This window comes from Burkholderia sp. 3C, assembly GCF_054589155.1.
Map to the genome: position 1 here is coordinate 103,548 of NZ_BAAILN010000092.1, position 22,329 is coordinate 125,876.

Sequence of the window (22,329 nt, forward strand, 5' to 3'; positions counted from 1 at the left end):
CCGGGACGGTGCCATGCTGAAACTCATTGCACGGCTGTATCGCCAATCCTGGCGGCTGCTCACCGTCGTGATCGCCGGCGGCATCGTGAGCGGCCTGAGCAGCGCCGCGCTGGTGGCGATCATCGGGCGGGTGATCGAACAGCACGACGCCACCGGCGCGCTCGCGCTGTCGTTCGCCGGCCTGTGCGTGCTGCAACTGGCGAGCAAGGCCGCCTCGGAGCTGGCGCTGCTGCAGATCTCGCAATCGATGATCTTCAAGCTGCGCATCTCGCTGAGTCGCAAGCTGCTCGCCACGCCGCTGCGCAAGCTGCAATCGATGGGGCCGGCGGCGCTGCTCGCGATCCTGACGGAGGATCTCAGCACGTTCGCCACCTGCTCGCAGTTGCTGCCGATCCTGTTCGGCAACGCCATCGTGCTGCTGGCGTGCCTCGGCTATATCGCGTGGCTGTCGTGGCAGAGCTTCCTGGCGCTGGTGCTGTTCCTGGTGGCGGGCTCGGCGTTCTTCACGTTCGCGCAGCGCGGGCCGGCGCGGCGCTTCGTGGAGGCGCGCGAGCAGACCGACGTGCTGTTCCGCGATTTTCGCAGCCTGGTCGAGGGCGCCAAGGAGCTGCAACTGAATCAGCGGCGCGCCCATCACTTCATCAAGGACGTGCTGGAGCCGGGCGCCGACAAGCTGCGCCGCGCGTTCTTCGCGGGGATGGCCGGCTACACCTGGGTGTCGAACCTCGGCTCGATGCAGTTCTTCATCGCGCTCGGGATTCTCGTGTTCGGCGTGTCGCACTGGTTTCCGCAGAGTTCGCCCACCTTGCCGATGGTGGCGCTGATGCTGCTCTACCTGGTGGAGCCGGTCGGCGCACTGCTGACCGCCATGCCCACGCTGCAACGCGGCGCGGTGGCGCTGAACAAGGCGCAGGCCCTCAGCGATTCGCTCGACGATTCCACGCCCGCGCCCGCGCTGGCGGAGGCCGACGCGTCGCCGTTCGCGGGCGGCCCGGCGTCGCTCGTGCTGTCGGACGTGCGCTACGTGCACCACGACGGCGAGCGCGGCTTCGCCGTCGGGCCGCTGAACCTGGAGATTCCGCTCGGCCGGATCAGCTACATCGTGGGGCCGAACGGCAGCGGCAAGACCACCCTCGCGATGCTGCTGCTCGGCCTGTATTCGGTGGAGCAGGGCCGCCTCACGCTGCACGGCGTGGACGTCACGCCCGACAATCTGGTGCATTACCGCAACCAGTTCACGGCGGTGTTCGCCGATTTCCACCTGTTCGAACGCCTGCTCGAACCGGTCACCGCCGACACCGCCCCACGCGTGCGGCATTACCTGAGCCGGCTCGAGATCGACCACAAGGTGAGCTTCGAGGACGGGCGCTTTTCCACGCTGTCGCTGTCCACCGGCCAGCGCAAGCGGCTCACGCTGCTGGTGTCGTATCTGGAGGACCGCGCCATCTATCTGTTCGACGAGTGGGCCTCCGACCAGGACCCGGTGTTCAAGCGCGTGTTCTACACCGAGTTGCTGCCGGAGCTGCGCGCACGCGGCAAGACCGTCATCGTGATCACGCATGACGACCAGTACTACCACCACGCCGATCATCTCTTCCATCTGGTGGATGGAAGCTCTCGCACGAGTCCCGACGCATGAATCACGAACCGACCACACTTCGCCCCGGCACGCCACGCACCGCCGGAACCAACCCGTGGCTGACGCGCTTCGGGCCGCCCGACGCGGCCCGCCGCCTGCGCCTCTATTGCTTTTCCTACGCGGGCGGCAGCGCCACGATCTACCAGCCGTGGCGCGCCGCGCTCGATGCCGGGATCGAACTGTGCGCCGTGCAGTTGCCCGCGCGCGGCATGCGCCTGGCCGAGCCCGCGGAGCGCGACCTGGCGGCGCTGGTGCGCCGGCTGTCGGACGTGATCGCCGCGCAGGACGCCGGGCCGTTCGCGTTCTTCGGGCACAGCCTCGGCGCGCTGCTGGCGTTCGAGCTGACGCGGCACCTGCAACGCTCGCGGTTGCCGCTGCCGGCCAAGCTGATCGTGTCGGGCTGCGCGTCGCCGCAGTTGCGCGAGCCGGTGGAGGCGCTCGACGAGCACGACGACGACAAGATGATCGAGCGCCTGACGCGCTACAACGGCACCCCGGCCGAGGTGTTGCAGCACGCGGAGCTGATGCGGCTGATGGCGCCGGCGATCCGCGCCGATTTCGCGCTGGTGGCGCATTACGTCTACGAAGGCGGCGCGCCGCTCGAGGTGCCGATCACCGCGTTCGCCGGCCGCGCCGACGACCAGACCTCGCCCGAAAAGATCGACGGCTGGGGGCGCGAAACGCAGGCGGCCTTCGCCCAGCACTGGTTCGACGGCGACCATTTCTTCATTCGTCCGCAGATGGACAAGGTGATCCTGCAACTGAACGCCGAGTTGAGCGCGACCGCGCTGCGCGCGCGATAACCATCGAGGAGAACGACCATGCCCCTGAAGATCCCCAACGACTTGCCCGCCGTGAGCGCGCTCGAAGCCGAAGGCGTCAGCCTCATCCGCGAGTCCGACGCCGTGCGCCAGAACATCCGCCCGCTGCGGATCGGCCTGCTCAACCTGATGCCGAACAAGATCCGCACCGAAACGCAGATCGCGCGCCTGCTCGCGCCCACGCCGCTGCAGGTCGAGCTATCGCTGATCCGTATCACCGATCACGGCTCGCGCAACACCTCGGAAGGCCATCTGAGCGCGTTCTACCGCCCGTGGGCCGATGTCCGCACGGAGAAGTTCGACGGCTTCGTGATCACCGGCGCGCCGCTGGGCATGCTGAAGTACGAGGAGGTGCGGTACTGGGAGGAACTGACCGAGATCTTCGAATGGACGCAGACTCACGTCCATTCCACGCTGAACCTCTGCTGGGCGGCGCAGGCGTCGCTTTATCACTTCTACGGCATTCCCACCCGGCTGTTGCCGAAGAAGGCGTTCGGCGTGTTCCCGCATCTGAACCGCGTGCCGAACTCGCCCTACCTGCGCGGTTTCGCCGACAACTGCGTCGCGCCGATCTCGCGGCGCACCGAGATCAGACAGGAGGATTTCCCGCCCGGGTCCGACATTCGCGTGCTGCTCGATTCGCCGGAGGCGGGGCTGTGCATGCTGGAGGATCTCAAGCACCGCTCGCTCTGCATGTTCAGCCACATCGAATACGATGCGGACACGCTGCGCGAGGAGTACGTGCGGGACGTGGCCAAGAACCTCGCGCCGGCGGTGCCGTTCGACTATTTCCCCGGCGACGATCCCGAGCGCGCGCCGCTCAACCGATGGAAAAGCCATGCGTATCTGCTGTTCGCGAACTGGCTCGGCGAGATCTATCAGACCACGCCGTATGAAATCGATCTGATCGGCGGTGAGTCGCACGAGGCGTTGAAGGTTTGAGAACGTGAGTGCGGCGTGGATCGAATCGCGGGCGAGGGCCATTGCGGCCCGGCGCCCGGTTTGATCAATGGAAAACGTGAATCAAGGTGCAATGACGTCAGTGATTGCGGCGGCAAATATCAAATCAATGCCGTTCGGTTTTATTTAAAGAATTCGGCCCGTGCCTATGGGTTGACATTGATATGGCCGCATTGCGAACAGGCGGCTTCCGCGCGGGCGATCGGGCGGGTATCCATGATGAAGTTGTCCGCGTCGCACTGCTCGCACACCACCATCAGGCCGTTGAACACGGTCTGGCAATCCCAGCATCTCAATTGATAGACTTCCGATGGCGCCAATACTTCCCAGCTTCCATTCAACGGCTTTTGGCAAGTCGGACAGGAAAAGCAGAGGGTGGAGAGTAAATGTGCCATTTGAGGAAAAGTGAGAATTGGGTTGAATGGCCGATTATTTTCATCACTGCTTCGCGGATGGTGCACCGGGGTGATGCGCGTGTCAACGCTGCCCCGATTGTTTATTGCTCGCGACTTTTCGGTTCATTCCCATCACCCCGCATCGCCCCCTCACACGTTATCGAACCCGACCTCCGCGAAGTTGCTCTGCGAGTGGTCATAGGTATCCGCAACATTGCGCAGGTGCTTGTCCCACACGCCGAACCAGCGGAATTCGAACAGGTAGAGTTGCGGCAAATCGCGCTGCACGAGCCGCTGCAACTGCGCATACAGCGCGACGCGCTTCGCCAGATCCGTCTCGACCTGCGCGGCCTCGATCACGCGATCCGTCTCGGCGCTCGCATAGCCGGCCGCGTTCTGCCACGCGACGCCGCGCACCGCGGCCTTCGACCAGAAATACTGCTCGACGCCGATCTGCGGGTCCTGCCAGTTCACGCCCCACGAGCTGACCAGATCGAACGTGTAGTCGGTGAACACGTTCTTGGTCCAGGCGGCCAGGTCGAACGCACGCAGCGTCACGTCGATGCCGACCGCGCGCAACGCCTGCCGCACGAATTCGCCGGTGCGCTGATAGTCGTCGCCGTACGGGATGAAATCGTGATTGATCCTGAAGCGCCAGCCATCGGCCTTGCGCGGATAGCCGGCCTCGTCGAGCAGCGCCTCGGCGGCCTTGCGATCGAACGCGTATTGCGGTGTATCCGCCGTGTAGAACGTTTTCAGCAGTGACGACACCGGGCCGGTCGCCGGCTTGGCGTAGCCGCGCCACACGGTATTGACCAGCGCCGCGCGGTTGATCGCGTGCAGGATCGCCTGACGCACCTTCAGGTTGCCGAGGATCGGGTGGCGCAGGTTCGGAATCAGCCAGAAGTTCGCCGCGAAGCCGTTGTAGCCGGCGCGGCTCACCACCAGCGACGGCGATTGCGCGAGACGGTCCGCGTCCGAGAACGTGACCGGGTTGCGCTCGCCGTACTTCACCGAACCGGTTTCGAGCCCGACGGCGCGCGCGCCGGCGTCGGGCACGATCTTCCACGTGATGCCGTCGAGATACGGCCCGTTCTCGCGCCAGTAATGCGCGAAGCGGGTCAGTTGGATGTCGCTGCCGCGCTGCCAGCTCTTGAACACGAACGGCCCGGTGCCGACCGGGCGGTTGTTGTACGGGTTGTTCAGGATGTCTGTGCCTTCGTACAGATGGCGCGGCAGGATCGGCGCGGCAATCGCATCGAGCGCGTTGAGGATGACCGGCGACGGCTTCGACAGGCGCAGGATCGCCGTGTGGCTGTCGGGCGTGTCGACGCGCGTCAGGTATTGGAACAGGCGCCGCGCGACCGGCGCGTACTGCTTCCAGATCACCTCGCCGGAATACTTGACGTCGGCGGCGGTGAACGGCTTGCCGTCGTGCCACTGCACGCCTTGCCGCAGCCGGATGGTCCAGCTCAGGCCGTCGGCGGACGGCGTGACGCTTTCGGCAAGCTGCGGGCGCGGCTTCAGGTCCGCGCCGTAATCGAGCAGCCCGTCGAAGATCTTGCTGGCCACAGCGCGACCGGGCGTGGACGTGTTCAGGAAGATCGCGAGCGTCGGCGGCTCGGGCGTGACCACCGCATCGAGCACGCCGCCGCGACGCGGTGCGGCGCCGCCGCTGCTTGCGCCCGGATCGGCATCGGTCAGCGCGAACGCGTCGGTCGCCGGCCAGCCGCCGCCGAGCGCGAGCAGCGCGCCCGTCAGGCCGAAGAAACGGCGGCGCGACGGCGCGTGGCCGTCGCTTTCGGTCGAATCGGGTTGGCGATCTTCGGCGCTGCTCGCGGGCGTCTGAACCATGGTGCGACTCCTGGCGGAAACGAAACGCGCGGCCCCTTGCCGCGCGAGGCGGCTCATTATGGCGGCAGTTTTCGGCACGACTTTGCGGCATTTCTCGAATGCTTATCAGGCGTTGCATCAGGCGTGGAGCGCATGACGGACCGTGCCCGAGACGGGAATCGGACGGGCAGGCGCGATGGCGTGAGCGGGGGGTTTCGCCGGCCTTCGAGCGGCGACCGGTTCGGCGTTGACCGCGCGATATTGCAAACCCTGTAAAAAATCGCGTCGGCCCTTGACCAGAACGACGCCCCGCGACGCCCCGGTGTGTCGATCCCGCACCGGGCATCCGATTTGCGTCTCGATCAGGATCGATTGCTTTCGCAAAGGACCCGCCATGATTGGTGTCGTGATTCCCGCCCATAACGAGGCGCACCGGCTTGCGTCATGCCTGTCGAGCGTCCTGGCGGCGGCGCGCCACCCCGCGCTCGCGCACGAGCCGGTGCAGGTGATGGTCGTGCTCGACAGTTGCCGCGACGGCTCGGCACGGATCGCGACCGGCTTCGGCGTGGCGACCCTGGTGGTGCACGCGCGCAACGTCGGTGTGGCGCGGGCGGCCGGCGCCGATCGGCTGCTGGAGGCGGGCGCGCGCTGGCTCGCCTTTACCGACGCGGACAGCCGCGTCGCGCCGGACTGGCTGGCCGCGCAACTGGCGCTGGGCGCGGACGCCGTGTGCGGGACGGTGAGCATCGACGATTGGCGGGGCCACCCGGCCAGCGTGCGCGAGCACTGGCGGCGCACCTATCGCGATACGGAAGGCCATCGCCACGTCCATGGCGCGAACCTCGGCGTCAGCGCACAGGCTTACCGGCGTGCCGGCGGGTTTCCGCCGCTGGCCTGCAGCGAGGATGTCATGCTGGTCGACCTGCTGGCCGCAACCGGGGCGTCGATTGCCTGGAGCGCCACGCCGCGCGTGGTGACCAGCGCGCGCCGCGATCCGCGTGCGCGCGGGGGCTTCGGCGACACGCTCGGCGCCTGGGCGCGGGTCCCGTTGCGATCCACGGATGAAGCGGAGCCGGACGGGCTGGCGGGCGTCGCGCCAGTCGCGTCATGAGGCCGGTGATGCGGTCGCTGATGCAGGATTGCGCCGCGCCGGAATCGAACGTGGCGCTTTCCGCCCGGCCGCCGAGCCATGACGACGAGCACGCGCCGCTGTTCGTCGTCTCCCCCCATCTCGACGACGCGGTGTTCGGTTGCGCGGCCTTGCTCGCGACCCGGCCCGGCGCAATCGTGTGCACGGTGTTTGCCGGTACGCCGGCATCGCCGCAGCACCGGCCCTGGGATCAGGCGGCCGGCTTCGCGCATTCCACCGCCGCGATGGCCGGGCGCTTGCACGAGGACGCGCAGGCGTTGGCCTGCTGCGGCGCGCGCGGCGTTCATCTCGCGTTCCTCGACGATCAATACGGCGCGTCGCCCGACGTTGCGAAGTTGGCCCGCGCCCTGGCGGAGCAACTGGCGCTGTCGCCCGGCGTCGTGCCGCTGCTGCCGCTCGGCTTGCGGCATCCCGATCATCGGCGCGTGGCCGAGGCGTGGCGTTACCTGCGGCGCGAGGGTTGGCTCGGGGCCTGTCTCGTCTACGAAGAGGCGATCCATCGGAACGCGCACGGCGAGGTCGAGCACGGCCTCGATGCGCTACGACGCTCGGGCGCACGGATCACGCCGCTCGATGGCGGCTGGTGCCCGGATCGCGAGGGAGATCGGGCGCGCGACGTCAAACGACGCGCCGTGGCGGCCTACGCCAGTCAGTTGCGGGCGTTCTGCAGCGGCCCGCTCGGCGATCTCGATCGTCCCGAGCGGTACTGGCGTGTCGATGGGTGACGCGTGGCGCTGAACCGGTCGCCCCGGCTTATGCGCTGCGGCCCGCCATCTCGGAATGCGCCGCCGCTTCCCTGCGCGCGAGGCTGCCCGGCTCGGCGCTCCAGACATCGAGCAGGAAATCGGCATCGTCGATATGCGTCGCGAGGGTCAGCGAGGCGGCCGATGCGGCTTGCGCGAAACAGGCGTGAACCGTGGCGGCGTCGATCCGCATGTCGTCGGCGCCATGCCGCCAGTGGCAGCAGGCGAGCGTGCCGTCGCGATCGAGGGCGGCGCAGGCGCGGCGGGCCAGCGCTGCGCAGCGCGACGGGGCGTCCAGGTAGTAAGCGAATTCGCTGACGACGATCAGGTCGAAACCGCCGTCGGGCCAGTCGTCCGGCATCGCGCGCGTCTCCACGCGAGCATGCGGGAACGGGGCGAGCCGTTGGCGCGCCAGGGCCACGGCGCGCGGCGAGAAATCGGCCGACAGCAGCGTGGCGCAGCGCGGGGCGAGCGCTGCCGACAACTCGCCGTTCGCGCAACCCGGCTCGAACGCGCGACGGTAGCCCTCGCGGGGCAGGGCCGCGAGCAGCAGCGCGCGCTTGCGAGCTTCGTACCAGCTCGAGCGGGTGCGCCACGGGTCGTCGCCGTCGGCGAACTTCGCATCGAAGCGGGCCTGTCGCGCGAGCGTGTCGAGGTTGACGGAAGCGGGGGGCGTCTTCACAGGCGCCATCCGGGTCGAGATTTCGCCAGCGCCGCGCCCGACGCGTCAAGGTCGCGCTCGGCATGACGCCGGAGAAGGAGCACGGGAGAGGGACGCATCTTCACAGGCGCCATCCTGGTCGAGATTTCGCCAGCGCCACGCCCGACACGTCAAGGGCGCGCTCGGCATGACGCCGGAGAAGGAGCACGGGAGCGGGACGCGTCTTCACAGGCACCATCCGGGTCGAGACGTCGCCAGCGCCGCGCCCAACGCGGCCAGATCGCGCTCGGCATGACTCTGGCGAAGGAACACGGGCAGATCCGCCGCCATCTGCGCGAACCAGCGGTCGCGGCACAACGGGCCCGCACCGAGCCCACGTTGCGCGGCGCGCAGCACCGTGTCGGCAGCGTGTTCGGCGGCGCCGCGCGCACGCAGCGCCGCCGCCATCGCGTCGGCGCGCGGTTCGGCGTCGATGGCTTGCGCCGTTTCGCGCAGCAGGGCGCGCGCGGCGGTCAGCGCGATGTCGGCGGTGCCCAGATGCGCGTGCAGATGCGGATCGTCGCGCTTGCCGGCGGCGTCGCGCAGGCGCGTGGCCAGCGCCGCCGCGCCGCCATACCAGCAGGCGGCGATGCCCGCACCGCCGTGCCAGAAGCCCGGGCGTTGCACGTACGCGCCGGGCGGCCCGACCAGGGTGGCGGCGGCATCGACGAAATCGACTTCCACGCTGCGCGTCGCCCGCATGCCGAGCGCATCCCAGCCGCGCGCGCTGATCGTCACGCCCGGCTGGCGCATCGCGACAATGGCGAGCCGGTCGTGGCCGTCGGCATCGATACAGGTCACGAGTGCGGTGTCGACGCAGTGCGCGCCCGAGCACCAGGCCTTCGTGCCATCGAGCCGAACCGGCCCGGTGCTTCCGGATCGCGTCGAGATCCGCAAATCGCCCGCGGGCGAACGGGCGGCCCACACGGCGAGCAGCCCGGGTTCGCGCTCTTCGGGCATCGGACCGCCCAGCTCGGCCAGGATCGCATCGGCATCGGCGTGCGCTTCGACAAGCTTGACCAGCGGCAGGTCACGGCCGGCCACGCCGGCCAGAAAGCGCCAGCGCGCGAGCGTATTGCCCGCGCCGGGGCGCGGCAGATGCGGGAATGCCTCGATGAGCCGATGCGCCGCCGCTGCCAGCGCGGTGTCGTCGAGCGAGGCGGGCAGGGTGGCGAGCAAGGCGTCGAGGCTCGCCAGGTCAGCAACGGGATTGCGAGGCGTGGGCGGCACGCCGGGCGGCCACCGCACCGCCGCACGCGCTCGATGCTGGCCGTTCGCCTGTTCCTGCGAGGTGTGCGTCATGAAGGGTTCTGGCTCCCGTGTTCTGGCCGAATCGATGATGAACACAAGCACGGGCCGTGCCTCCCCGGCGGCGAGGCGGATGGGCGGCGTGCGATTGCCGGGCTGTCATTGATCGGCGATTCCGAGGCACCGCAGCACGGCACGATGCTTGCAATGCAATCAGGAGGGGAGGCGAGCGATGCCTTGACGCCACGCGCTGCCCCTTTTTTTGCGGAGGTGCGCCATGACATCCCGACTTGATTCGGTCCTGCCCGACAAGGTGTTCGCCTTACCGGCCCTCGATCTCGCAAGGCCGCTCGGCGTGCGAATGACGGTGACCGGCCCCGGCTCCGACGATCTGCCGCGAGCCGACATGTCCCCCCCGGAACGACGCCTCGGCCGCGGCGGCCTCGCGGATCAGGACGCAGCCATCGACCGGGCGGTGCGCGCGGCGATCGCGCCGGTGCTCGATCGCGGGGCGGCGCGCGTGTCGGTCAAGGTGCGGCAGGCGCATGTGACGCTGGACGGCGGCGTGCCGTCCGCCAAGCTGCGCGACGCAATCGGTCGAGCCGCCGTGGGCTGCCCCGGTGTGGCCGGGGTCGACAACCGCCTCACGATCGAGCCGGGAAGCGCCTCGCCCGTGGTGCTGACCCCGGAGCGCCGGACCGTCACGATCAGGCCGGACGGCAGGCGAGGCCGGTAACGGTCGTGACGGGGCGGGGCGGGGCAATCCGCGCCTTCTCGATGCGCGGCACGGACCACCTTTGCCCTTGTTTCCCGGCCATTCCCTCCGACGAAACCCGCCGGCACGCGCCAACCGACGCTTTTGTACACGATGCTTGCAAATTGTTCGCGCGCCATGCCGCCGGGCCGACCCGGCTGCCGCCCGTGTTAGGATGCCCCGCCCGGAGGCAAGCTCCGGGGCGCCATCCGACGGCATCGAGGGTCTTCATGCCCATCCACTATCTTCGCGGTTTCACTTCGCCCGAGCGCAACGAGACGTCGAACCGTCGTCTCGGGCGCGTGCTCGCGTTCGTGGCGGGCGCCGCCAACGCGGGCGGCTTCTTCGCGGTCGGGCAGTACACGTCGCACATGTCCGGCATCGTGTCCTCGCTGGCCGACAATCTCGCGATCGGCGAACTCGACCTCGTGGCCGCGGCGCTGAGTTCCCTCGTGGCGTTTCTTGCCGGCTCCGCAACCTCGGCCATCCTGATCAATTGGGGCCGCCGCCGGCGCCTGACCAGCCTGTACGCGATGCCGCTGATGCTGGAGGCCGCGCTCCTGCTGCTGTTCGGCCTGCTGGGCGCGCATCTCGAAACGCACCACGTGCTGTTCGTGCCGGCGACGGTGTGCCTGCTTTGCTATGTGATGGGCCTGCAGAACGCCATGATCACGAAGATCTCGAAGGCCGAGATCCGCACCACGCACGTCACGGGGCTGGTGACCGATATCGGCATCGAACTGGGCAAGCTCGTCTATTGGAATGGCGGCTCGGCGGCCGAGCCGGCGGTGCGGGCCGACCGTCGCAAGCTGGTGCTGCTCGGCTCGCTGCTGCTGTCGTTCGCGGTGGGCGGCCTGGCCGGCGCGTCGGGCTTCCGGCATCTCGGCTTCGTCTCGACGGTGCCGCTTGCGATCGTCCTGGTCGCGCTCGCGCTGGTGCCGGTATTCGACGACATGCTGGCCCGGCGCGGTTAAGGGCGATCAGGGGCGAGCAGGCGCAACCCGCGGCTGCGCCGCGTGATCGGCCTCAGGGCTTCGGAATGACCGTCGCCACCTTGCGCAGTTCGGTCTGCACCTGCAGCGTGATCGCTTCGCCCTTGGCGATATTCACGATGCTGCCCGGGCCGATTTCCTTCTGTTCCCCGCCGCCGACCTGGCACAGCGCCGTGCCGCTGATCACGACAAAGGTTTCGTCCAGCGCGCGGGCCGGATAGCTGTACGTGCCCGGCGTCGCGCGCCACACGGCGACGGCGGCCGGGTGTTCGCTGCCGGTGTCCGTCCACACCCGGCGCGCGTACGAACCTTCGTCACGGCCATCGGCCGGCCGCGAAGGGGCGAAATCCAGGTCCTCGTCAACGTGGAAATACGTCTGCGTCATGCGTTCACTCCTGAAAATCAAACAATGAGGGGGTTGGCGACACGTTCGAGGCGAGTCTGAAGGTGACCTTGGACAATGGCAAATACCGCCAAAATGGCCGCCCATTCATTTTTGTTATGGCAAGCTCGAAAGCCGGCCAAGCAACGAGGGGATGATGAACGTCAGGCAGATCGAGGCATTCCGCCTCGTCGTGTTGCGCGGATCGATGACCGCGGCGGCGGACGAGCTCGGCACGTCGCAGCCCGGCATCAGCCGGCTGATCGCCGAACTGGAGGGCGCAACGGGCCTGCAACTGTTTTCGCGCAACGGCGGAAGAATCCAGATCACCGAGGCCGGTGCGGCGTTCTATCGCGACGTGGAACGCAGCTTCGTCGGGCTCGACATGCTCGAACAATCCGCGCGCGAAATTCGCACCATGGCGACCGGGCGGCTCAGGGTAGTGGCCGCGCCGTTGTTCGCGCTGGGTTTCATGCCCGCCGTGATCGAGCAGTTCGTGCAGCGGCATCCGCAGGTGTATGTGTCGCTCGAGATGCGCAGCGAGGCCACGATGCAGCGATGGGTGTCGTCGGGGCATTACGACGTGGGCATCGGGTCGGTCGCGCCGGAAGCGTATGCGGTGATGTCCGAGGACCTGTATCGCCTGCCGATGCTGTGCGCCGTGCCGGCCAGGCATCCGCTGGCCTCGCGCAGCAAGATCGTCGCGAGCGACCTGCGCAACGAGCGCCTGATCCTGCCGTCCTATGCGGACGAACCGCGCGCACCGATCGACCGGGTGTTGCGGGCGAACGGCGTCGACCAGGTGCCGGCGATCGAAACGCCGTATGCGTCGCTGATCCTGTCGATGGTGTCGCGCGGGCTGGGCATCGGCTTGACGAACGGGCTCGCGACGCTGCACAACGCGCACGAGCATGTGGTGCTGCTGCCTTTCGAGCCTCTCATGGTTGCGCGCGGGTACTTCCTGCACACCCAGACCAATGCCGCGAAGCCGCTGGTTCAGGAGTTTCTGGGTCTGGTCAGGCTGGCGTTGAAGGAGGACATCTTGAAGCTGCCGGAAGCGTATCGGGTGAACGCGAGTTTTGCGGAATAGCGGCTTGGCGGGGAGGGGGGTGAGTTGTGCGCTCGCCCATCGCGTTCCGCCAGGCCGAAAACCGCGCCGTTCGTTGGTGGACCCGCCGTGACAGGGCGGCACCTTCAACCCGGTGCCGCCCCGTGAGCGTCAGGGCGTTTGCCAATAGCCGCCGTCCGGGCCGCCGATCAGGTTGATCGAGTCGAAATCCAGGTGCCGCAGCGTTTGCCGGGTGGTGGTGGCCCAGCTGTGCGGTTCCTGGACGGGATATTCGGCGAGCAGCTTATACGTGGAGCCGACGGCCCAGGCGCCCTTGTTGAAAGTCCAGGTCTCGTTCGACTTGACCGGGCCGTAGCTGATGATGCTGCCGAACGGCTCGTAGATCGTGATCCAGACTTCCTTGTCGGTTTTATTGGTAACAGCATAGCCAGCCATGTTTGATCTCCTGTTTAAGTGAATATTTCCTGAAAAGCCAATGCCTATTCCCGATGGCTCCTGACTTAATGGAGCCGCGCTAGTATAGGTAGCCGACTTCGGATAGATTGATCGGGCGTCTCATTTTCAAATAACAAAACGCCATGGTTACGGGGTGCCTTTCTTGACGACGAATCTCTCGGCCGGCGATACGGTTCCGTCCGCTTGTCTGCACGATCATTTCAGTACGCATGCCGAGGCGCGTTCGCAGCAGTTGCTCGCCTGGCGAAGCCGCCTCGGCCATATGCTCGATGTGCCGATATCGCGCGCCCAAATGGCCGACGGCTTTCACGGAAGCATCGACATGTATCGGTCGGGTGATCTGAGATTCACGGATTGCCGTACCGATCCGGTGTTGCAGGCGCGATCGTCGGCGAGGATTTCCACCGACACCGTTCGCGACTACGTGTTTCACATCGTCGTGGAGGGGCACGTCGAGACGACGACGGGGCTCTATCCGAAGCGCAAATCGATGCAGTCCACGCCCGGCATCCTGGCGCTGGACCTGAACCAGCCCATGCGCATGGAGCGCAGCGCCTGCCGCCTGCTGGCGTTCTTCCTGCCTCGCGCGCTGTTGAATTCGGTGCTGCCGGAACCCGAGTCGATTCATGGAAGCGTGATCGGCTATCACTCGCCGATCGCGCGCCTGATCCCGTCGATGCTCGACAAGCTTTGCCGGAACCTGCCCCGAATGCAGGCGGCCGAGGCGCATGACGCGATGCGCGTCTGCGCGCTGCTGATCGCCGCGGCGTTCGGCAAGCAGGCGCGCCTGACCGGCACCGCCCGCATTGCGGCGCGCGCCGCGACGTTCGGCGCAATACGACGTCATATCGCGGCCAATCTGCACGAGTCGGACCTGTCGCCCGAGAGTGTGCAGCGTGCGTCGCAACTGTCTCGCGCTACGCTGTATCGCCTGTTCGAGGCGGAGGGGGGATTGGCGACCTACATTCGGAATTGCAGACTGCGTGAAGCCGCGGATCAATTGCGCCAGTTTCGGCATATGGCGATCATCGATATCGCCTTCGCACTGGGCTTCAGCAGCGCGTCGGATTTCAATCACGCATTCCGCCGCGCTTACGAGATGACGCCGAACGATTTTCGGTGGTTTGCGTTGTCGGCGCAGGCTGAAGCGAGGTGAGCCGAGGGCTTGATCGAGAACGACCGATATTTTCTGTGCATCACTCACGCATGCGCCTGAACCCGCAAACACGACATTTCAACTTTGCCCAGATGCGACATTACAACTTTGCTCTTACACACAAAATGTCGTTAATTCGCATTATGTCAAATTATTGAATGCCCGGCGCTCCAGGTTTGGAATCTGGAGTGGCACTACCTACCTAGCCCCGTGAATGGCTTTCGGTGAAAGCGATTGGCGGGGCTACCGAGCTTTACGGGTAAAATCATACCATCGGAACGTTAAACTCTCAACATGACCTCGCTTCTTGCATGGATGGCCGCGGACGACAAACCGGAAGGTAAGCGAATCGTCTCTCTTAACTTCGCGAGCGACAGTCGAATTTCATGGGGGACGGGAGCCGACCTTCACTCGCTCGACAGTTGTAGGAAGGTGTTCGCTTCAGATTCGTGGCCCGAAATCGTAGCGTTTGCAGGCGAAGTCGATCTGATACAACCGATAATAATCGCCTTCACTTCAGAGACAAACGCCCGCGGAGCGGCATTCCAACCAGACATTCGATTCGGGAATTTGAAAAATCTGATCGAATCTGGAATATCCATCTACTCGCGCACCCCCGTGTCGTCGGTTGTTTACTATGGTTCGCGCACCGGGATCGGTCCACGAGATAGCGTATTTCACTTTAAAAAATTGGAATGGAACGAGTATTCCAAGCTGCTAACCCCCTCCAATATTCCTTTGAATCGTGAATCCCCTAGCTCGACCATTTGCTGGGACGGGACCGGTCGGCCTGCAGTGAAGGCATGGCAGGAAGCCTGGAACAAGGGAAGCCCAAATCTTCATTTCACACGCCATATTTTTTCGGCATTTTGCGATGCAATAGCCAGCGGTAGTGATGAACGAACGGGTGGAGCACCGCAACTTGCGACCGTTCGCAGAAACGGAAATGGCATGCTGCTAGGATTTGTGGGTGGTTCTAGCGCGTACTTTAAAGGCGATAAAATTCGCGCGCACTCGAAAGACCTTCCCATCGAGTTCTTCGACGCGAATTTTCAGCGAGTTAATCGAGATGGGACGCTGGCGAAAGATGCACAGAAGCAACCTCGACCCTACGAAGCACCTGTTCCTGTTAGGAAAATCACCGACGTCGTCTGAGCCACCCACTTTATTTCGGTTTAGCCGCCTCAGCTACCCCGAGCTACGCATCGTGGGTTCGAGATCTGCCAACCGCGCACAACATTTGCGTTGGGCACGAATGTCGGGCGACATTTCAGCACTACCCGCTGCTGTTGCCGGTCCACTGTAACTACTTGAACCGGGATGCTCAAGACGCCCCCATCATTCTCGGCTGGGCCGAACTTGAGCTGGCTCGGTGTCGCCTGATAAAAGAGCGCCATATAATCGGTCGCTACTTCTACCGCTGCATCTACACTGCCAGGCTGCGGCTGCGATCTCGATGAACGTGCAAGGTTCCGCTATCGCCTCGGGCGCCACCTGCCCGTATGCAGCGTCGCTCGATGTGATCAGCACGACGGCGCATGGCACACCAGTTGCCGTTTGTCGATTTCACCACTCATGGATAGTTGCCCAATGGCTGTTCGCCGGTTCGAGTATCGAGCCCAACCAGCGCGGGAATCGTCTTGACCGCCGCACGCGCCGTGTTCAGCAAGTGCGAAGTTACAGCTAATAATTGACGTGCTACAGCTTCCCCTGCAAATTATTAGGAAAAATAACATCCTCCGTAAACGACCGACCAAGATCCTCAATGTCAAATATCGGCAAAACATGTTTTTTTAAATCTCCGCACATTATTTTATTGAATTTTACAAAATCCTTTACATTATTAGTAATGATAGTGCTGCCGGAATTGTAAGCCGATGCAAAAATAATTGCATCATTCCCTAACTCCCGCGCCCGCCTTCCTCCGATCTCCTCCGCATCCATGAGCGATATCAACGAGTGGCGTGCAGCGAACCATTCGTGTCGAGCCGGCACCCATAAATAAATAGATCCGGGCGGAAATGGCAAATTACGGTATTCGTGAATTTGCGCAGCATCATTATCAAGATGCAAAATATCATTACTCGAATATATCTTTCTGGCCAACTGATGTTGATTGTCATCGCGCTTACTCTCTGGGCCAAACCCGACTTCCAAGAGAGAAACGGCACTATATACAAAATTGTAATACTTAGCAGCATTTTCTAAAATAGATTGCGTTTTCGGATCCGTTGCAAGGTCATTTAAAATGCAAGAATCGAGAAGAAGATGCTTGGTCTTCAAGAATCGCTCAGACCCGGAATTTTCAGATTTCAGCACATTTACCCCAGATTATAGTTTTTGAATTGAAACGGCCGGTCGGCCTAATTTTATCGTGCTGCTTCATTTCCTGTTTTCTTTTCCGTTCAGCGAGCAATCCCATGCTCGGATCGCAAGCCGCTCGGCCTCGTTGATGTCTTCATCCGGTAGGACGTTTCGTAGCAACGTCAGCGTGATGAGATTGCCTCCGTATACCGCTTCCGCCAGAGCACGGTGTATGCGGCGAAATCCGTTTGGTTTGCTCCTGCGGTATGGGAGACCCGCAATCAGTCTCCGGACGTTCCTCTCGTAGTGATGCAAGGGCCTCCGGCTTCCACGCACCGCTTTACCGATGTAACGAGCAAGAACGACGCCGGTTTTCGGGTTGTGGATCTCCCACTTGTAGAGGAGCGCCATTGCTTCGTTCACGTCCACCCGGATCAACAAGAAGTCCATATCGTCCTTATGTCTTGAGCACCGCAATGTACCGGCCGCGTCGAATGCAAGGTGACACTGTGACGCGATTGAGCGGCTCACCAAGATGCCCTGCAGGGGAGTTCTCTAGAGAGCAGCTTCGGACGGCACAGATGAGGAGCGCCAGCCGGTCCCACTTCGCCCCGTCATCTTGCTGTCGGCCGCAGGGCACTATAACGTTGCGTGGCAGTGCCGACGGCAAGGCTTACCGCTAACAATGAAACGCCGCTGACCAGTAAATGCGCTAGCACGACGCCGACCGATTCGCCGCTGAGACCGCTGCGCTGAAGCTTCCACGAAAACTCAAAGTTCAACCAAGGAAGTGCACTCACCAGGCCGATGAAATAAGCCGGCGTAGCGAGGGCAAGCCGACGCAGGCGATCGCGTCGAGCGAGACCCCAACCAATAAATACGATAACGGCACACAGAACTAACCAGCAGCTCTCGCCGTACCGGAAACACCAAACGAACACCGCAGCCACGACCGCCAGGCAGCATCCGAAGGACCACCGCAGCCACTGCGGTAATGCATAGGAGCCTGCGGTAGGCGCACCCGCCGCGAAGTAATAGAGCTGCAGGATGCCAACGCCAATAAATGCGATGCCTACACCACTCAAAGCATGCTCAAGTGTGGACACAGCGCCATCCCAATGCAGCGCCGTGCGAATCATTTTCCTTATCGCCCGAACGCGCAGATCGCCGTGGATTGCCGCCGATCGCTCGCTATCACCCCATAGAAACAACCGCCAAGCGAAGCTAATCGCTGTCGCACCCATCAGAAGATGCCTACCATCGCGCATCGCGCCGTGCCAATCGATCACCGCGATACGCGCAGCCACCCGGATGAGTCGGTTGGTCCCGACCCTCCTCTTCGGTGCTCGAGTCATCAAGGTTCCCGTCCTCTACGAGAAGAATGCTTTTGCCGCTGCCTCCCCAACCCGTGCGGGCAGCCCCTTAGCCTCCGCAAAGGCGCGAACGACTCTGTCATACCCTGCTTGTGTGCCACCACAAGCAAGTTCGACATGACGTAGCGCATCGCGGTAGGTCCTCAATTTCACCAGCTTTCCTTCGTGCGCGCCTGCGAGATATGGATCGCATTTGTTGCACCATGGGTAAAGCACGGAGTCATTGTTCCAATAGCCAGTCACCAGGGTCGCGCGACTCGTGCAGTGATGGCACACCTTGGAGAGCGGCTTCGCGTCAAACTTGACAATTAACCTCTCCAAATCCGCTTGCAAATGGCCTAATCCAGAACCTGCGTTCGTTTGCTCAAGAACCCATTTCGCGTATGCGCCATGCTTCAGTACAACTACCTCAGACGACTTTCCCGTGTACCTGCCAAAATTAATCTCCATCGTGCATTCTCCCTCTTTCAGGAATCAATTTCATCCACCGGGTACCGAAACGGCACGTATATCCGACTTTGTATCTGAACACGGCGATTCGAATATCCAACCACGCTCCTCGGCAATGACCGCGGGATAGCCGGGCCGCATTATCGACAGCGGAGAGCTCATTGGGGCGTCGGCCGTTGCCGATTGATCCAAGCGACGTATGTCGGGAGTTATCGAACCTTCAAAGGCTATTCAGGTCGATCTGCAGTCCGGCTGCACGCATTTCCTTCGCGACCGTGACTTTCCAGGAACCACCATCATCGTAGGGCACATACTGCACACCGCTAAAATCAGATGGGATCTCGACGTCGCCACGTCGCAATGCGCATACGCGCCCCCTGCCGAGTCTCGCCGCGAAGTAACCGAGCTCGAGGATCACATTCTGCCGTGCCCGCTGCTTGAGTTGATCGAAAGTAGCGGCAGCCGTTCCCCCCTTGTCATCGGGCGTGAGCAACACGATGGCGAACGAGGCAGTGCTCGCCTCCCGCTCGAATTTCTCGATGATCGTTGAGCCTTGCCCTGCTTGCTCGTCGAGAATCACGCCCTCGAGCCCCAACCGGCCAAGCAGCAATTGAACTGCATATTTCGCGGCTTCATCGTGACCATGGACTATGAACACGCGCTCGCCCGTGGGGCGACGCGCCTCCTTCAAGCCCGCGTCGAGCTGGTTGAGATAGGCACTCCTAGGCGCGGCACGACGCGCCCTGCTCAGCAATCCAGCATCGTGGATATCCCCGTTCATAGCGCCCTCAATCAGGCGGTTGCGCTCAAGTACGCTATAAAGGTCTACCTGCTTAACTGACCAATGGGTGCAACCTAGGTCCCCGAATCCACGAGTACTGATATCCAGAGCATCGGCGAGATCTATCAAGGTTCTCTGCGGGATCGGGGGCACCCGGGGATCCCGGTCGAAGTGGAGGTAGTAGGAGTCGCTGCGATGTTCGATCTTCGTGATCCGACCAATAATCGCAGGAGTCGCAGAGTCCGCTCGGCCCTCGCAAGCAAACAACGTCGGAAAGAGCTTGAGACTCATTTCGACTGCGTCGCTCATCGGGAATCGCTCAGCAATTGTCCGGGCCGATCGATAGTGGAAACGCTCCATTGGCATCGTTCCCTCGCCTCGTTCCCACTGGCCGTCCCTTCCGGACACGATTAGATTGTAGTATTCATTCGGCCGCATGATGTCTCCGGATGTCCTCGACCTTCGTATGTGCAAATATCCACCGTGCAAGACGCCGCGCACCATACAGTGCAGAAGCACCTGCAGCCGCGAAGACAAACGCGGTTAACAGCCACCTGGACATGCTCAACACGGCTCCAGGAATCTGCGCGACAAGGTCTTTATAGACAGGCGTGGTGAATACAGCGAGCACTACGGCCAGAACGAGCGTGCAGACGTTGATTCGAGTGAGCTTCATGGATTTCCTTGGTGCCGGCTAGGCCGTTCTCAGATCAGTTGTGAGCGTTGCTTGCCATCTCTCGGCAAACCTTGTCTCGTAGAACAAAATCAACCGGTCCGGGCGCCCCTGTGCAGCCAACCCAGACACCATTCTTGAAGTCTTCCAGGCGGTGCTTCGTCCCGGTGCTATCTGCCATGTGCCATGTGATTGCGCTCGCGCCGGCAGCCACCGCGAGTGCGACCGCTAAGAACCCCAAAAAATTCAAATTCTTCATCTCATCGTTTTCCTATGCATCGCCAGCGACCGCGACTACCAGCAGCTCGTAAGGAGCGTTTGGTCTGCAGAGCAGCGAGAAAAATCCGTCAATCCCGCGTGGATGCGGCACAAATGGGTATGCCGGCTCACCATGCGCGAAAGACGGATCGATTAGAGTGCCGTCGATATCGCGCACAACCGAATGAGCGACCAACCGCAGAGGGCTACCCTCGAACTCTATCGCGAGCCATCCTCGCACTGCGTGGGCACCCGTGTGCGCCACCGTCCACATGTCGACAGCATCATGACAGTTCCGCTTTGGATCGGCCGCTGGACGCACATGTTTGACGGGCCGTGCGCGTCGCGCTGCAGCAAGACCATCGGTAATAGCCATCGCGAGCGACTCGTAACCGCCCGGCTGCGTCCGAATTAGTGCCATTTTTACTTTTCCGTTTTGCGCTTCGCGATTTTGTAGAAACCGTATCCATGATGAACGTTTAGCCCTGTGGACGACACCTCAGAAGAGGTGCCATCGTCTGCATTCCCTGTTTGATGCAGTCACGGGTGAGCCCAAAAAGCATTTCCAAATTCTCTTCGGACGGTCCGAATCGCATGTCGGCTAGTGACCGGCCAAATGCGTGGCCGCCCGTCGTGTACGACGAGTGCGTGCCAACAAGAGACAACGTGCGGTAAGCCGCCTCATAAAGCTCTTCCATACCTCCGAGCCTCGCCGCTTCAAACGCTGAAAACTGCTTATTCGTTTTCGGCGTAGCCCGGATGAAATCATCCAACAAGGCACAATCTTCTTCCGAAAGCGCTTGACGTATAGATTCGTTCTTCTGAAGCTTCTCCGCCTGTTTGATTCGTTCCGTGCGATCTTGTCCCTCGATTCGCGCGAGGCAGGCGGGGTTGTTGGCAATCGCCGCACAAAAAAACAGATGTTCATAGGCTGTGCGTAGTAGAGCGAGCGCCTCGACATTAAGCCCTCGCTCGCCGAGCACGATCGCTGCCTGGCACGAGGTAAGACATCGTGCCCAGAACGAGGCCGCCATCAATTGCGGTAACGACCTAGCGTCGACGCCCGACCTGAATAGTTGGCTCGTCGCCTCCCCTGAGATCTGTCGACATTGCCGGATCTCCTCGGCAAAGTCCTCCCGAATGGTTGCGATATAACCGTCCAGTTCAGGCGATAGGAATCCTTCCGTCTCGATCATTCGCTCTCCGTTTTCCTTTCGGTCATACAATCCATGATCCTTCCTCGCTTTCCGTGGTCATTGGAGGACGTCGTCGGGACGAACACCCGTGAAATAGCTGCCGTCCGGTCGGACTGCGACAAAACCAAATCCTGGTCCGCTGTACGACGGATCGCGAGCGACGTAGAGTGACTCTGCTTCGTCGTACTTCCAATTCCCTCGCCCGAACAACTTGTCCATAAACGCGGGAATGTCCTTCGCGATTTCGGCGTTCAACGCGGCTCGCGTTTCGTCGTTGATGGGCTTCTTCACTCTCGTGTCCTTGTGCGGTATGGCCGGCGTTTTCCTATGCGGCGCGAAGGCAGCATGTTCACATTCAACGCGACGAGATCTGTCGACCCGTCGCCGCGTGCGCAAAAATCCAGCGCGAAATGGGCCGCGCGCCATACACTGCGGAAGTACCTGCCGCGGCGGAGACAAACGCGATAAACAGCCACCTGCAGATTCCCGACACTGTTCCAGGAATCAGCGCAACAAGGTCTTTATAAACAGGCGCGATGAATACAGCGAGGACGACGGCCAGTACGAGCGTGCAGACGTTAATTCGAGTGAGCTTCATGGATTTTCCTTGGTGCCGGCCAGGCCGGCTTTTCCGATAGTTATTCAGTCGCTGCCAAAGCCGTTCCACATGAGGGGCATTTGCCAGTGGCGATGATGGGGGTCCATTCGTTGCCACAATGCTCGCACTTGCGACGCTGCGTGTTGATCGCATAACCCTGCTGCGCCAGCGTCGGAGCCTTAGAAAATTTGCCGCCCTGCCGATGCAGTTCACGGCGGTTTCGATATTTCTCCATCGTCCCGGCTCCCTCGTCTTTTCCGTTGTGCCGGCCACGCCGGCGTTTTCCTTGGCGCCGGCGGCCCGGCGTTTTCCTATCGGCGGTAGCTCGACTGACCGGCAACGTGTTTCATAGCCGGGATCGCATTTGAATACAGGCCGCGTCTGCGGCCTGTGGCTTC

The 22,329-nt window shown here is 62.9% G+C and carries 27 protein-coding genes; 10 read left to right on the forward strand and 17 right to left on the reverse strand.

Features of this window, described 5'->3' with window-relative positions:
* The first annotated feature begins 13 nt into the window (after positions 1–13).
* The 3 genes from ACYP33_RS16690 to ACYP33_RS16700 are packed head-to-tail and all read left to right on the forward strand — an operon-like array spanning position 14 to position 3,402.
* Positions 14–1,639, forward strand: a complete 1,626-nt coding sequence (locus tag ACYP33_RS16690) for a cyclic peptide export ABC transporter (protein ID WP_414449349.1) — start codon at positions 14–16, stop codon at positions 1,637–1,639.
* Positions 1,636–2,442, forward strand: coding sequence for a thioesterase II family protein (locus ACYP33_RS16695; RefSeq protein WP_459622881.1), 807 nt, complete (start codon positions 1,636–1,638; stop codon positions 2,440–2,442). The genes ACYP33_RS16690 and ACYP33_RS16695 overlap by 4 nt, the downstream gene beginning before the upstream one ends.
* A gap of 18 nt (positions 2,443–2,460) precedes the next feature.
* Entirely contained in the window at positions 2,461–3,402 is a 942-nt protein-coding gene (locus tag ACYP33_RS16700) for a homoserine O-succinyltransferase (RefSeq protein ID WP_459622882.1), read from the forward strand.
* Positions 3,403–3,566: 164 nt separating this feature from the next.
* On the opposite strand, the gene ACYP33_RS16705 is transcribed toward ACYP33_RS16700, so the two are convergent.
* On the reverse strand, positions 3,567–3,692 hold the full coding sequence (locus ACYP33_RS16705; protein WP_414445219.1) for a hypothetical protein: 126 nt from the start codon (positions 3,690–3,692) through the stop codon (positions 3,567–3,569).
* Positions 3,693–3,965: 273 nt separating this feature from the next.
* Positions 3,966–5,669: an ABC transporter substrate-binding protein gene (locus tag ACYP33_RS16710; RefSeq protein ID WP_459622883.1), complete on the reverse strand. Its 1,704-nt coding sequence runs from the start codon at positions 5,667–5,669 to the stop codon at positions 3,966–3,968.
* 373 nt (positions 5,670–6,042) lie between these two features.
* On the opposite strand from ACYP33_RS16710, the gene ACYP33_RS16715 reads away from it, so the two are divergent.
* Positions 6,043–6,759 (forward strand): glycosyltransferase family 2 protein, encoded by a 717-nt coding sequence (locus ACYP33_RS16715; protein ID WP_459622884.1) that lies wholly within the window; start codon positions 6,043–6,045, stop codon positions 6,757–6,759.
* 8 nt (positions 6,760–6,767) lie between these two features.
* Positions 6,768–7,523, forward strand: coding sequence for a PIG-L deacetylase family protein (locus tag ACYP33_RS16720; RefSeq protein WP_459622885.1), 756 nt, complete (start codon positions 6,768–6,770; stop codon positions 7,521–7,523).
* A 28-nt stretch (positions 7,524–7,551) separates the two neighbouring features.
* Here ACYP33_RS16720 and ACYP33_RS16725 read toward each other — a convergent pair whose 3' ends face one another.
* Together ACYP33_RS16725 and ACYP33_RS16730 are read right to left on the reverse strand one after the other, a co-directional pair.
* Positions 7,552–8,223 carry a class I SAM-dependent methyltransferase gene (locus ACYP33_RS16725; RefSeq protein WP_459622886.1) on the reverse strand — a complete coding sequence of 224 codons (672 nt, stop codon included), beginning with the start codon at positions 8,221–8,223 and terminating at the stop codon, positions 7,552–7,554.
* Positions 8,224–8,427: 204 nt separating this feature from the next.
* Positions 8,428–9,543 (reverse strand): acyl-CoA dehydrogenase family protein, encoded by a 1,116-nt coding sequence (locus tag ACYP33_RS16730; RefSeq protein ID WP_459622887.1) that lies wholly within the window; start codon positions 9,541–9,543, stop codon positions 8,428–8,430.
* 307 nt (positions 9,544–9,850) lie between these two features.
* Here ACYP33_RS16730 and ACYP33_RS16735 point away from each other — a divergent pair, with 307 nt between their 5' ends.
* Both ACYP33_RS16735 and ACYP33_RS16740 read left to right on the forward strand, forming a co-directional pair.
* Positions 9,851–10,225: a BON domain-containing protein gene (locus ACYP33_RS16735; protein WP_459622888.1), complete on the forward strand. Its 375-nt coding sequence runs from the start codon at positions 9,851–9,853 to the stop codon at positions 10,223–10,225.
* A 248-nt stretch (positions 10,226–10,473) separates the two neighbouring features.
* The gene (locus ACYP33_RS16740) at positions 10,474–11,217 is read left to right on the forward strand and encodes a YoaK family protein (RefSeq protein ID WP_414449341.1); all 744 of its coding nucleotides are present in this window, start codon (positions 10,474–10,476) and stop codon (positions 11,215–11,217) included.
* Between the two features lie 52 nt (positions 11,218–11,269).
* Here ACYP33_RS16740 and ACYP33_RS16745 read toward each other — a convergent pair whose 3' ends face one another.
* A complete protein-coding gene (locus ACYP33_RS16745; RefSeq protein WP_414449340.1) occupies positions 11,270–11,620 on the reverse strand; it encodes a cupin domain-containing protein in 351 nt (116 codons plus the stop codon).
* A 154-nt stretch (positions 11,621–11,774) separates the two neighbouring features.
* Between ACYP33_RS16745 and ACYP33_RS16750 the strand changes: the two genes are divergently transcribed.
* Complete coding sequence (locus tag ACYP33_RS16750; protein ID WP_459622889.1) at positions 11,775–12,707, forward strand: LysR family transcriptional regulator; 933 nt, start codon at positions 11,775–11,777, stop codon at positions 12,705–12,707.
* Positions 12,708–12,836: 129 nt separating this feature from the next.
* Here ACYP33_RS16750 and ACYP33_RS16755 read toward each other — a convergent pair whose 3' ends face one another.
* The gene (locus ACYP33_RS16755; protein ID WP_414445229.1) at positions 12,837–13,121 is read right to left on the reverse strand and encodes a hypothetical protein; all 285 of its coding nucleotides are present in this window, start codon (positions 13,119–13,121) and stop codon (positions 12,837–12,839) included.
* A gap of 313 nt (positions 13,122–13,434) precedes the next feature.
* Here ACYP33_RS16755 and ACYP33_RS16760 point away from each other — a divergent pair, with 313 nt between their 5' ends.
* Complete coding sequence (locus ACYP33_RS16760) at positions 13,435–14,298, forward strand: helix-turn-helix domain-containing protein (RefSeq protein ID WP_459622890.1); 864 nt, start codon at positions 13,435–13,437, stop codon at positions 14,296–14,298.
* Between the two features lie 294 nt (positions 14,299–14,592).
* The gene (locus tag ACYP33_RS16765; RefSeq protein WP_459622891.1) at positions 14,593–15,453 is read left to right on the forward strand and encodes a hypothetical protein; all 861 of its coding nucleotides are present in this window, start codon (positions 14,593–14,595) and stop codon (positions 15,451–15,453) included.
* A 543-nt stretch (positions 15,454–15,996) separates the two neighbouring features.
* Here the strand turns inward: ACYP33_RS16765 and ACYP33_RS16770 are convergent.
* The 11 genes from ACYP33_RS16770 to ACYP33_RS16820 form a co-directional block, all read right to left on the reverse strand.
* On the reverse strand, positions 15,997–16,581 hold the full coding sequence (locus ACYP33_RS16770) for a type II toxin-antitoxin system VapC family toxin (RefSeq protein WP_459622892.1): 585 nt from the start codon (positions 16,579–16,581) through the stop codon (positions 15,997–15,999).
* Positions 16,582–16,680: 99 nt separating this feature from the next.
* Positions 16,681–17,052 carry a hypothetical protein gene (locus tag ACYP33_RS16775; RefSeq protein ID WP_459622893.1) on the reverse strand — a complete coding sequence of 124 codons (372 nt, stop codon included), beginning with the start codon at positions 17,050–17,052 and terminating at the stop codon, positions 16,681–16,683.
* A gap of 164 nt (positions 17,053–17,216) precedes the next feature.
* Positions 17,217–17,909 (reverse strand): hypothetical protein, encoded by a 693-nt coding sequence (locus ACYP33_RS16780; protein ID WP_459622894.1) that lies wholly within the window; start codon positions 17,907–17,909, stop codon positions 17,217–17,219.
* Between the two features lie 63 nt (positions 17,910–17,972).
* Positions 17,973–18,425: a hypothetical protein gene (locus ACYP33_RS16785; RefSeq protein WP_459622895.1), complete on the reverse strand. Its 453-nt coding sequence runs from the start codon at positions 18,423–18,425 to the stop codon at positions 17,973–17,975.
* A 220-nt stretch (positions 18,426–18,645) separates the two neighbouring features.
* The gene (locus ACYP33_RS16790) at positions 18,646–19,515 is read right to left on the reverse strand and encodes a TIR domain-containing protein (RefSeq protein WP_459622896.1); all 870 of its coding nucleotides are present in this window, start codon (positions 19,513–19,515) and stop codon (positions 18,646–18,648) included.
* Between the two features lie 115 nt (positions 19,516–19,630).
* Positions 19,631–19,882: a hypothetical protein gene (locus tag ACYP33_RS16795; protein WP_459622897.1), complete on the reverse strand. Its 252-nt coding sequence runs from the start codon at positions 19,880–19,882 to the stop codon at positions 19,631–19,633.
* Positions 19,883–19,916: 34 nt separating this feature from the next.
* Entirely contained in the window at positions 19,917–20,138 is a 222-nt protein-coding gene (locus tag ACYP33_RS16800; RefSeq protein WP_459622898.1) for a hypothetical protein, read from the reverse strand.
* A gap of 478 nt (positions 20,139–20,616) precedes the next feature.
* A complete protein-coding gene (locus ACYP33_RS16805; RefSeq protein WP_459622899.1) occupies positions 20,617–21,333 on the reverse strand; it encodes a DUF5677 domain-containing protein in 717 nt (238 codons plus the stop codon).
* A gap of 57 nt (positions 21,334–21,390) precedes the next feature.
* On the reverse strand, positions 21,391–21,624 hold the full coding sequence (locus tag ACYP33_RS16810) for a hypothetical protein (protein WP_459622900.1): 234 nt from the start codon (positions 21,622–21,624) through the stop codon (positions 21,391–21,393).
* A 64-nt stretch (positions 21,625–21,688) separates the two neighbouring features.
* Positions 21,689–21,931: a hypothetical protein gene (locus tag ACYP33_RS16815; protein WP_459622901.1), complete on the reverse strand. Its 243-nt coding sequence runs from the start codon at positions 21,929–21,931 to the stop codon at positions 21,689–21,691.
* 40 nt (positions 21,932–21,971) lie between these two features.
* The gene (locus ACYP33_RS16820) at positions 21,972–22,166 is read right to left on the reverse strand and encodes a hypothetical protein (protein ID WP_459622902.1); all 195 of its coding nucleotides are present in this window, start codon (positions 22,164–22,166) and stop codon (positions 21,972–21,974) included.
* Between the last annotated feature and the right edge of the window lie 163 nt (positions 22,167–22,329).

Coding starts and splice junctions, on each gene's coding strand:
- ACYP33_RS16715 (WP_459622884.1), top strand. CDS start 6,043: ATGATTGGTGTCGTGATTCCCGCCCATAACGAGGCGCACCGGCTTGCG.
- ACYP33_RS16700 (WP_459622882.1), top strand. CDS start 2,461: ATGCCCCTGAAGATCCCCAACGACTTGCCCGCCGTGAGCGCGCTCGAA.
- ACYP33_RS16815 (WP_459622901.1), bottom strand. CDS start 21,931: ATGAAGCTCACTCGAATTAACGTCTGCACGCTCGTACTGGCCGTCGTC.
- ACYP33_RS16755 (WP_414445229.1), bottom strand. CDS start 13,121: ATGGCTGGCTATGCTGTTACCAATAAAACCGACAAGGAAGTCTGGATC.
- ACYP33_RS16740 (WP_414449341.1), top strand. CDS start 10,474: ATGCCCATCCACTATCTTCGCGGTTTCACTTCGCCCGAGCGCAACGAG.
- ACYP33_RS16745 (WP_414449340.1), bottom strand. CDS start 11,620: ATGACGCAGACGTATTTCCACGTTGACGAGGACCTGGATTTCGCCCCT.
- ACYP33_RS16735 (WP_459622888.1), top strand. CDS start 9,851: ATGACGGTGACCGGCCCCGGCTCCGACGATCTGCCGCGAGCCGACATG.
- ACYP33_RS16765 (WP_459622891.1), top strand. CDS start 14,593: ATGACCTCGCTTCTTGCATGGATGGCCGCGGACGACAAACCGGAAGGT.
- ACYP33_RS16720 (WP_459622885.1), top strand. CDS start 6,768: ATGCGGTCGCTGATGCAGGATTGCGCCGCGCCGGAATCGAACGTGGCG.
- ACYP33_RS16820 (WP_459622902.1), bottom strand. CDS start 22,166: ATGGAGAAATATCGAAACCGCCGTGAACTGCATCGGCAGGGCGGCAAA.
- ACYP33_RS16785 (WP_459622895.1), bottom strand. CDS start 18,425: ATGGAGATTAATTTTGGCAGGTACACGGGAAAGTCGTCTGAGGTAGTT.
- ACYP33_RS16795 (WP_459622897.1), bottom strand. CDS start 19,882: ATGAAGCTCACTCGAATCAACGTCTGCACGCTCGTTCTGGCCGTAGTG.
- ACYP33_RS16805 (WP_459622899.1), bottom strand. CDS start 21,333: ATGATCGAGACGGAAGGATTCCTATCGCCTGAACTGGACGGTTATATC.
- ACYP33_RS16710 (WP_459622883.1), bottom strand. CDS start 5,669: ATGGTTCAGACGCCCGCGAGCAGCGCCGAAGATCGCCAACCCGATTCG.
- ACYP33_RS16775 (WP_459622893.1), bottom strand. CDS start 17,052: ATGGACTTCTTGTTGATCCGGGTGGACGTGAACGAAGCAATGGCGCTC.
- ACYP33_RS16800 (WP_459622898.1), bottom strand. CDS start 20,138: ATGAAGAATTTGAATTTTTTGGGGTTCTTAGCGGTCGCACTCGCGGTG.
- ACYP33_RS16690 (WP_414449349.1), top strand. CDS start 14: ATGCTGAAACTCATTGCACGGCTGTATCGCCAATCCTGGCGGCTGCTC.
- ACYP33_RS16695 (WP_459622881.1), top strand. CDS start 1,636: ATGAATCACGAACCGACCACACTTCGCCCCGGCACGCCACGCACCGCC.
- ACYP33_RS16750 (WP_459622889.1), top strand. CDS start 11,775: ATGAACGTCAGGCAGATCGAGGCATTCCGCCTCGTCGTGTTGCGCGGA.
- ACYP33_RS16730 (WP_459622887.1), bottom strand. CDS start 9,543: ATGACGCACACCTCGCAGGAACAGGCGAACGGCCAGCATCGAGCGCGT.
- ACYP33_RS16760 (WP_459622890.1), top strand. CDS start 13,435: ATGGCCGACGGCTTTCACGGAAGCATCGACATGTATCGGTCGGGTGAT.
- ACYP33_RS16790 (WP_459622896.1), bottom strand. CDS start 19,515: ATGAGCGACGCAGTCGAAATGAGTCTCAAGCTCTTTCCGACGTTGTTT.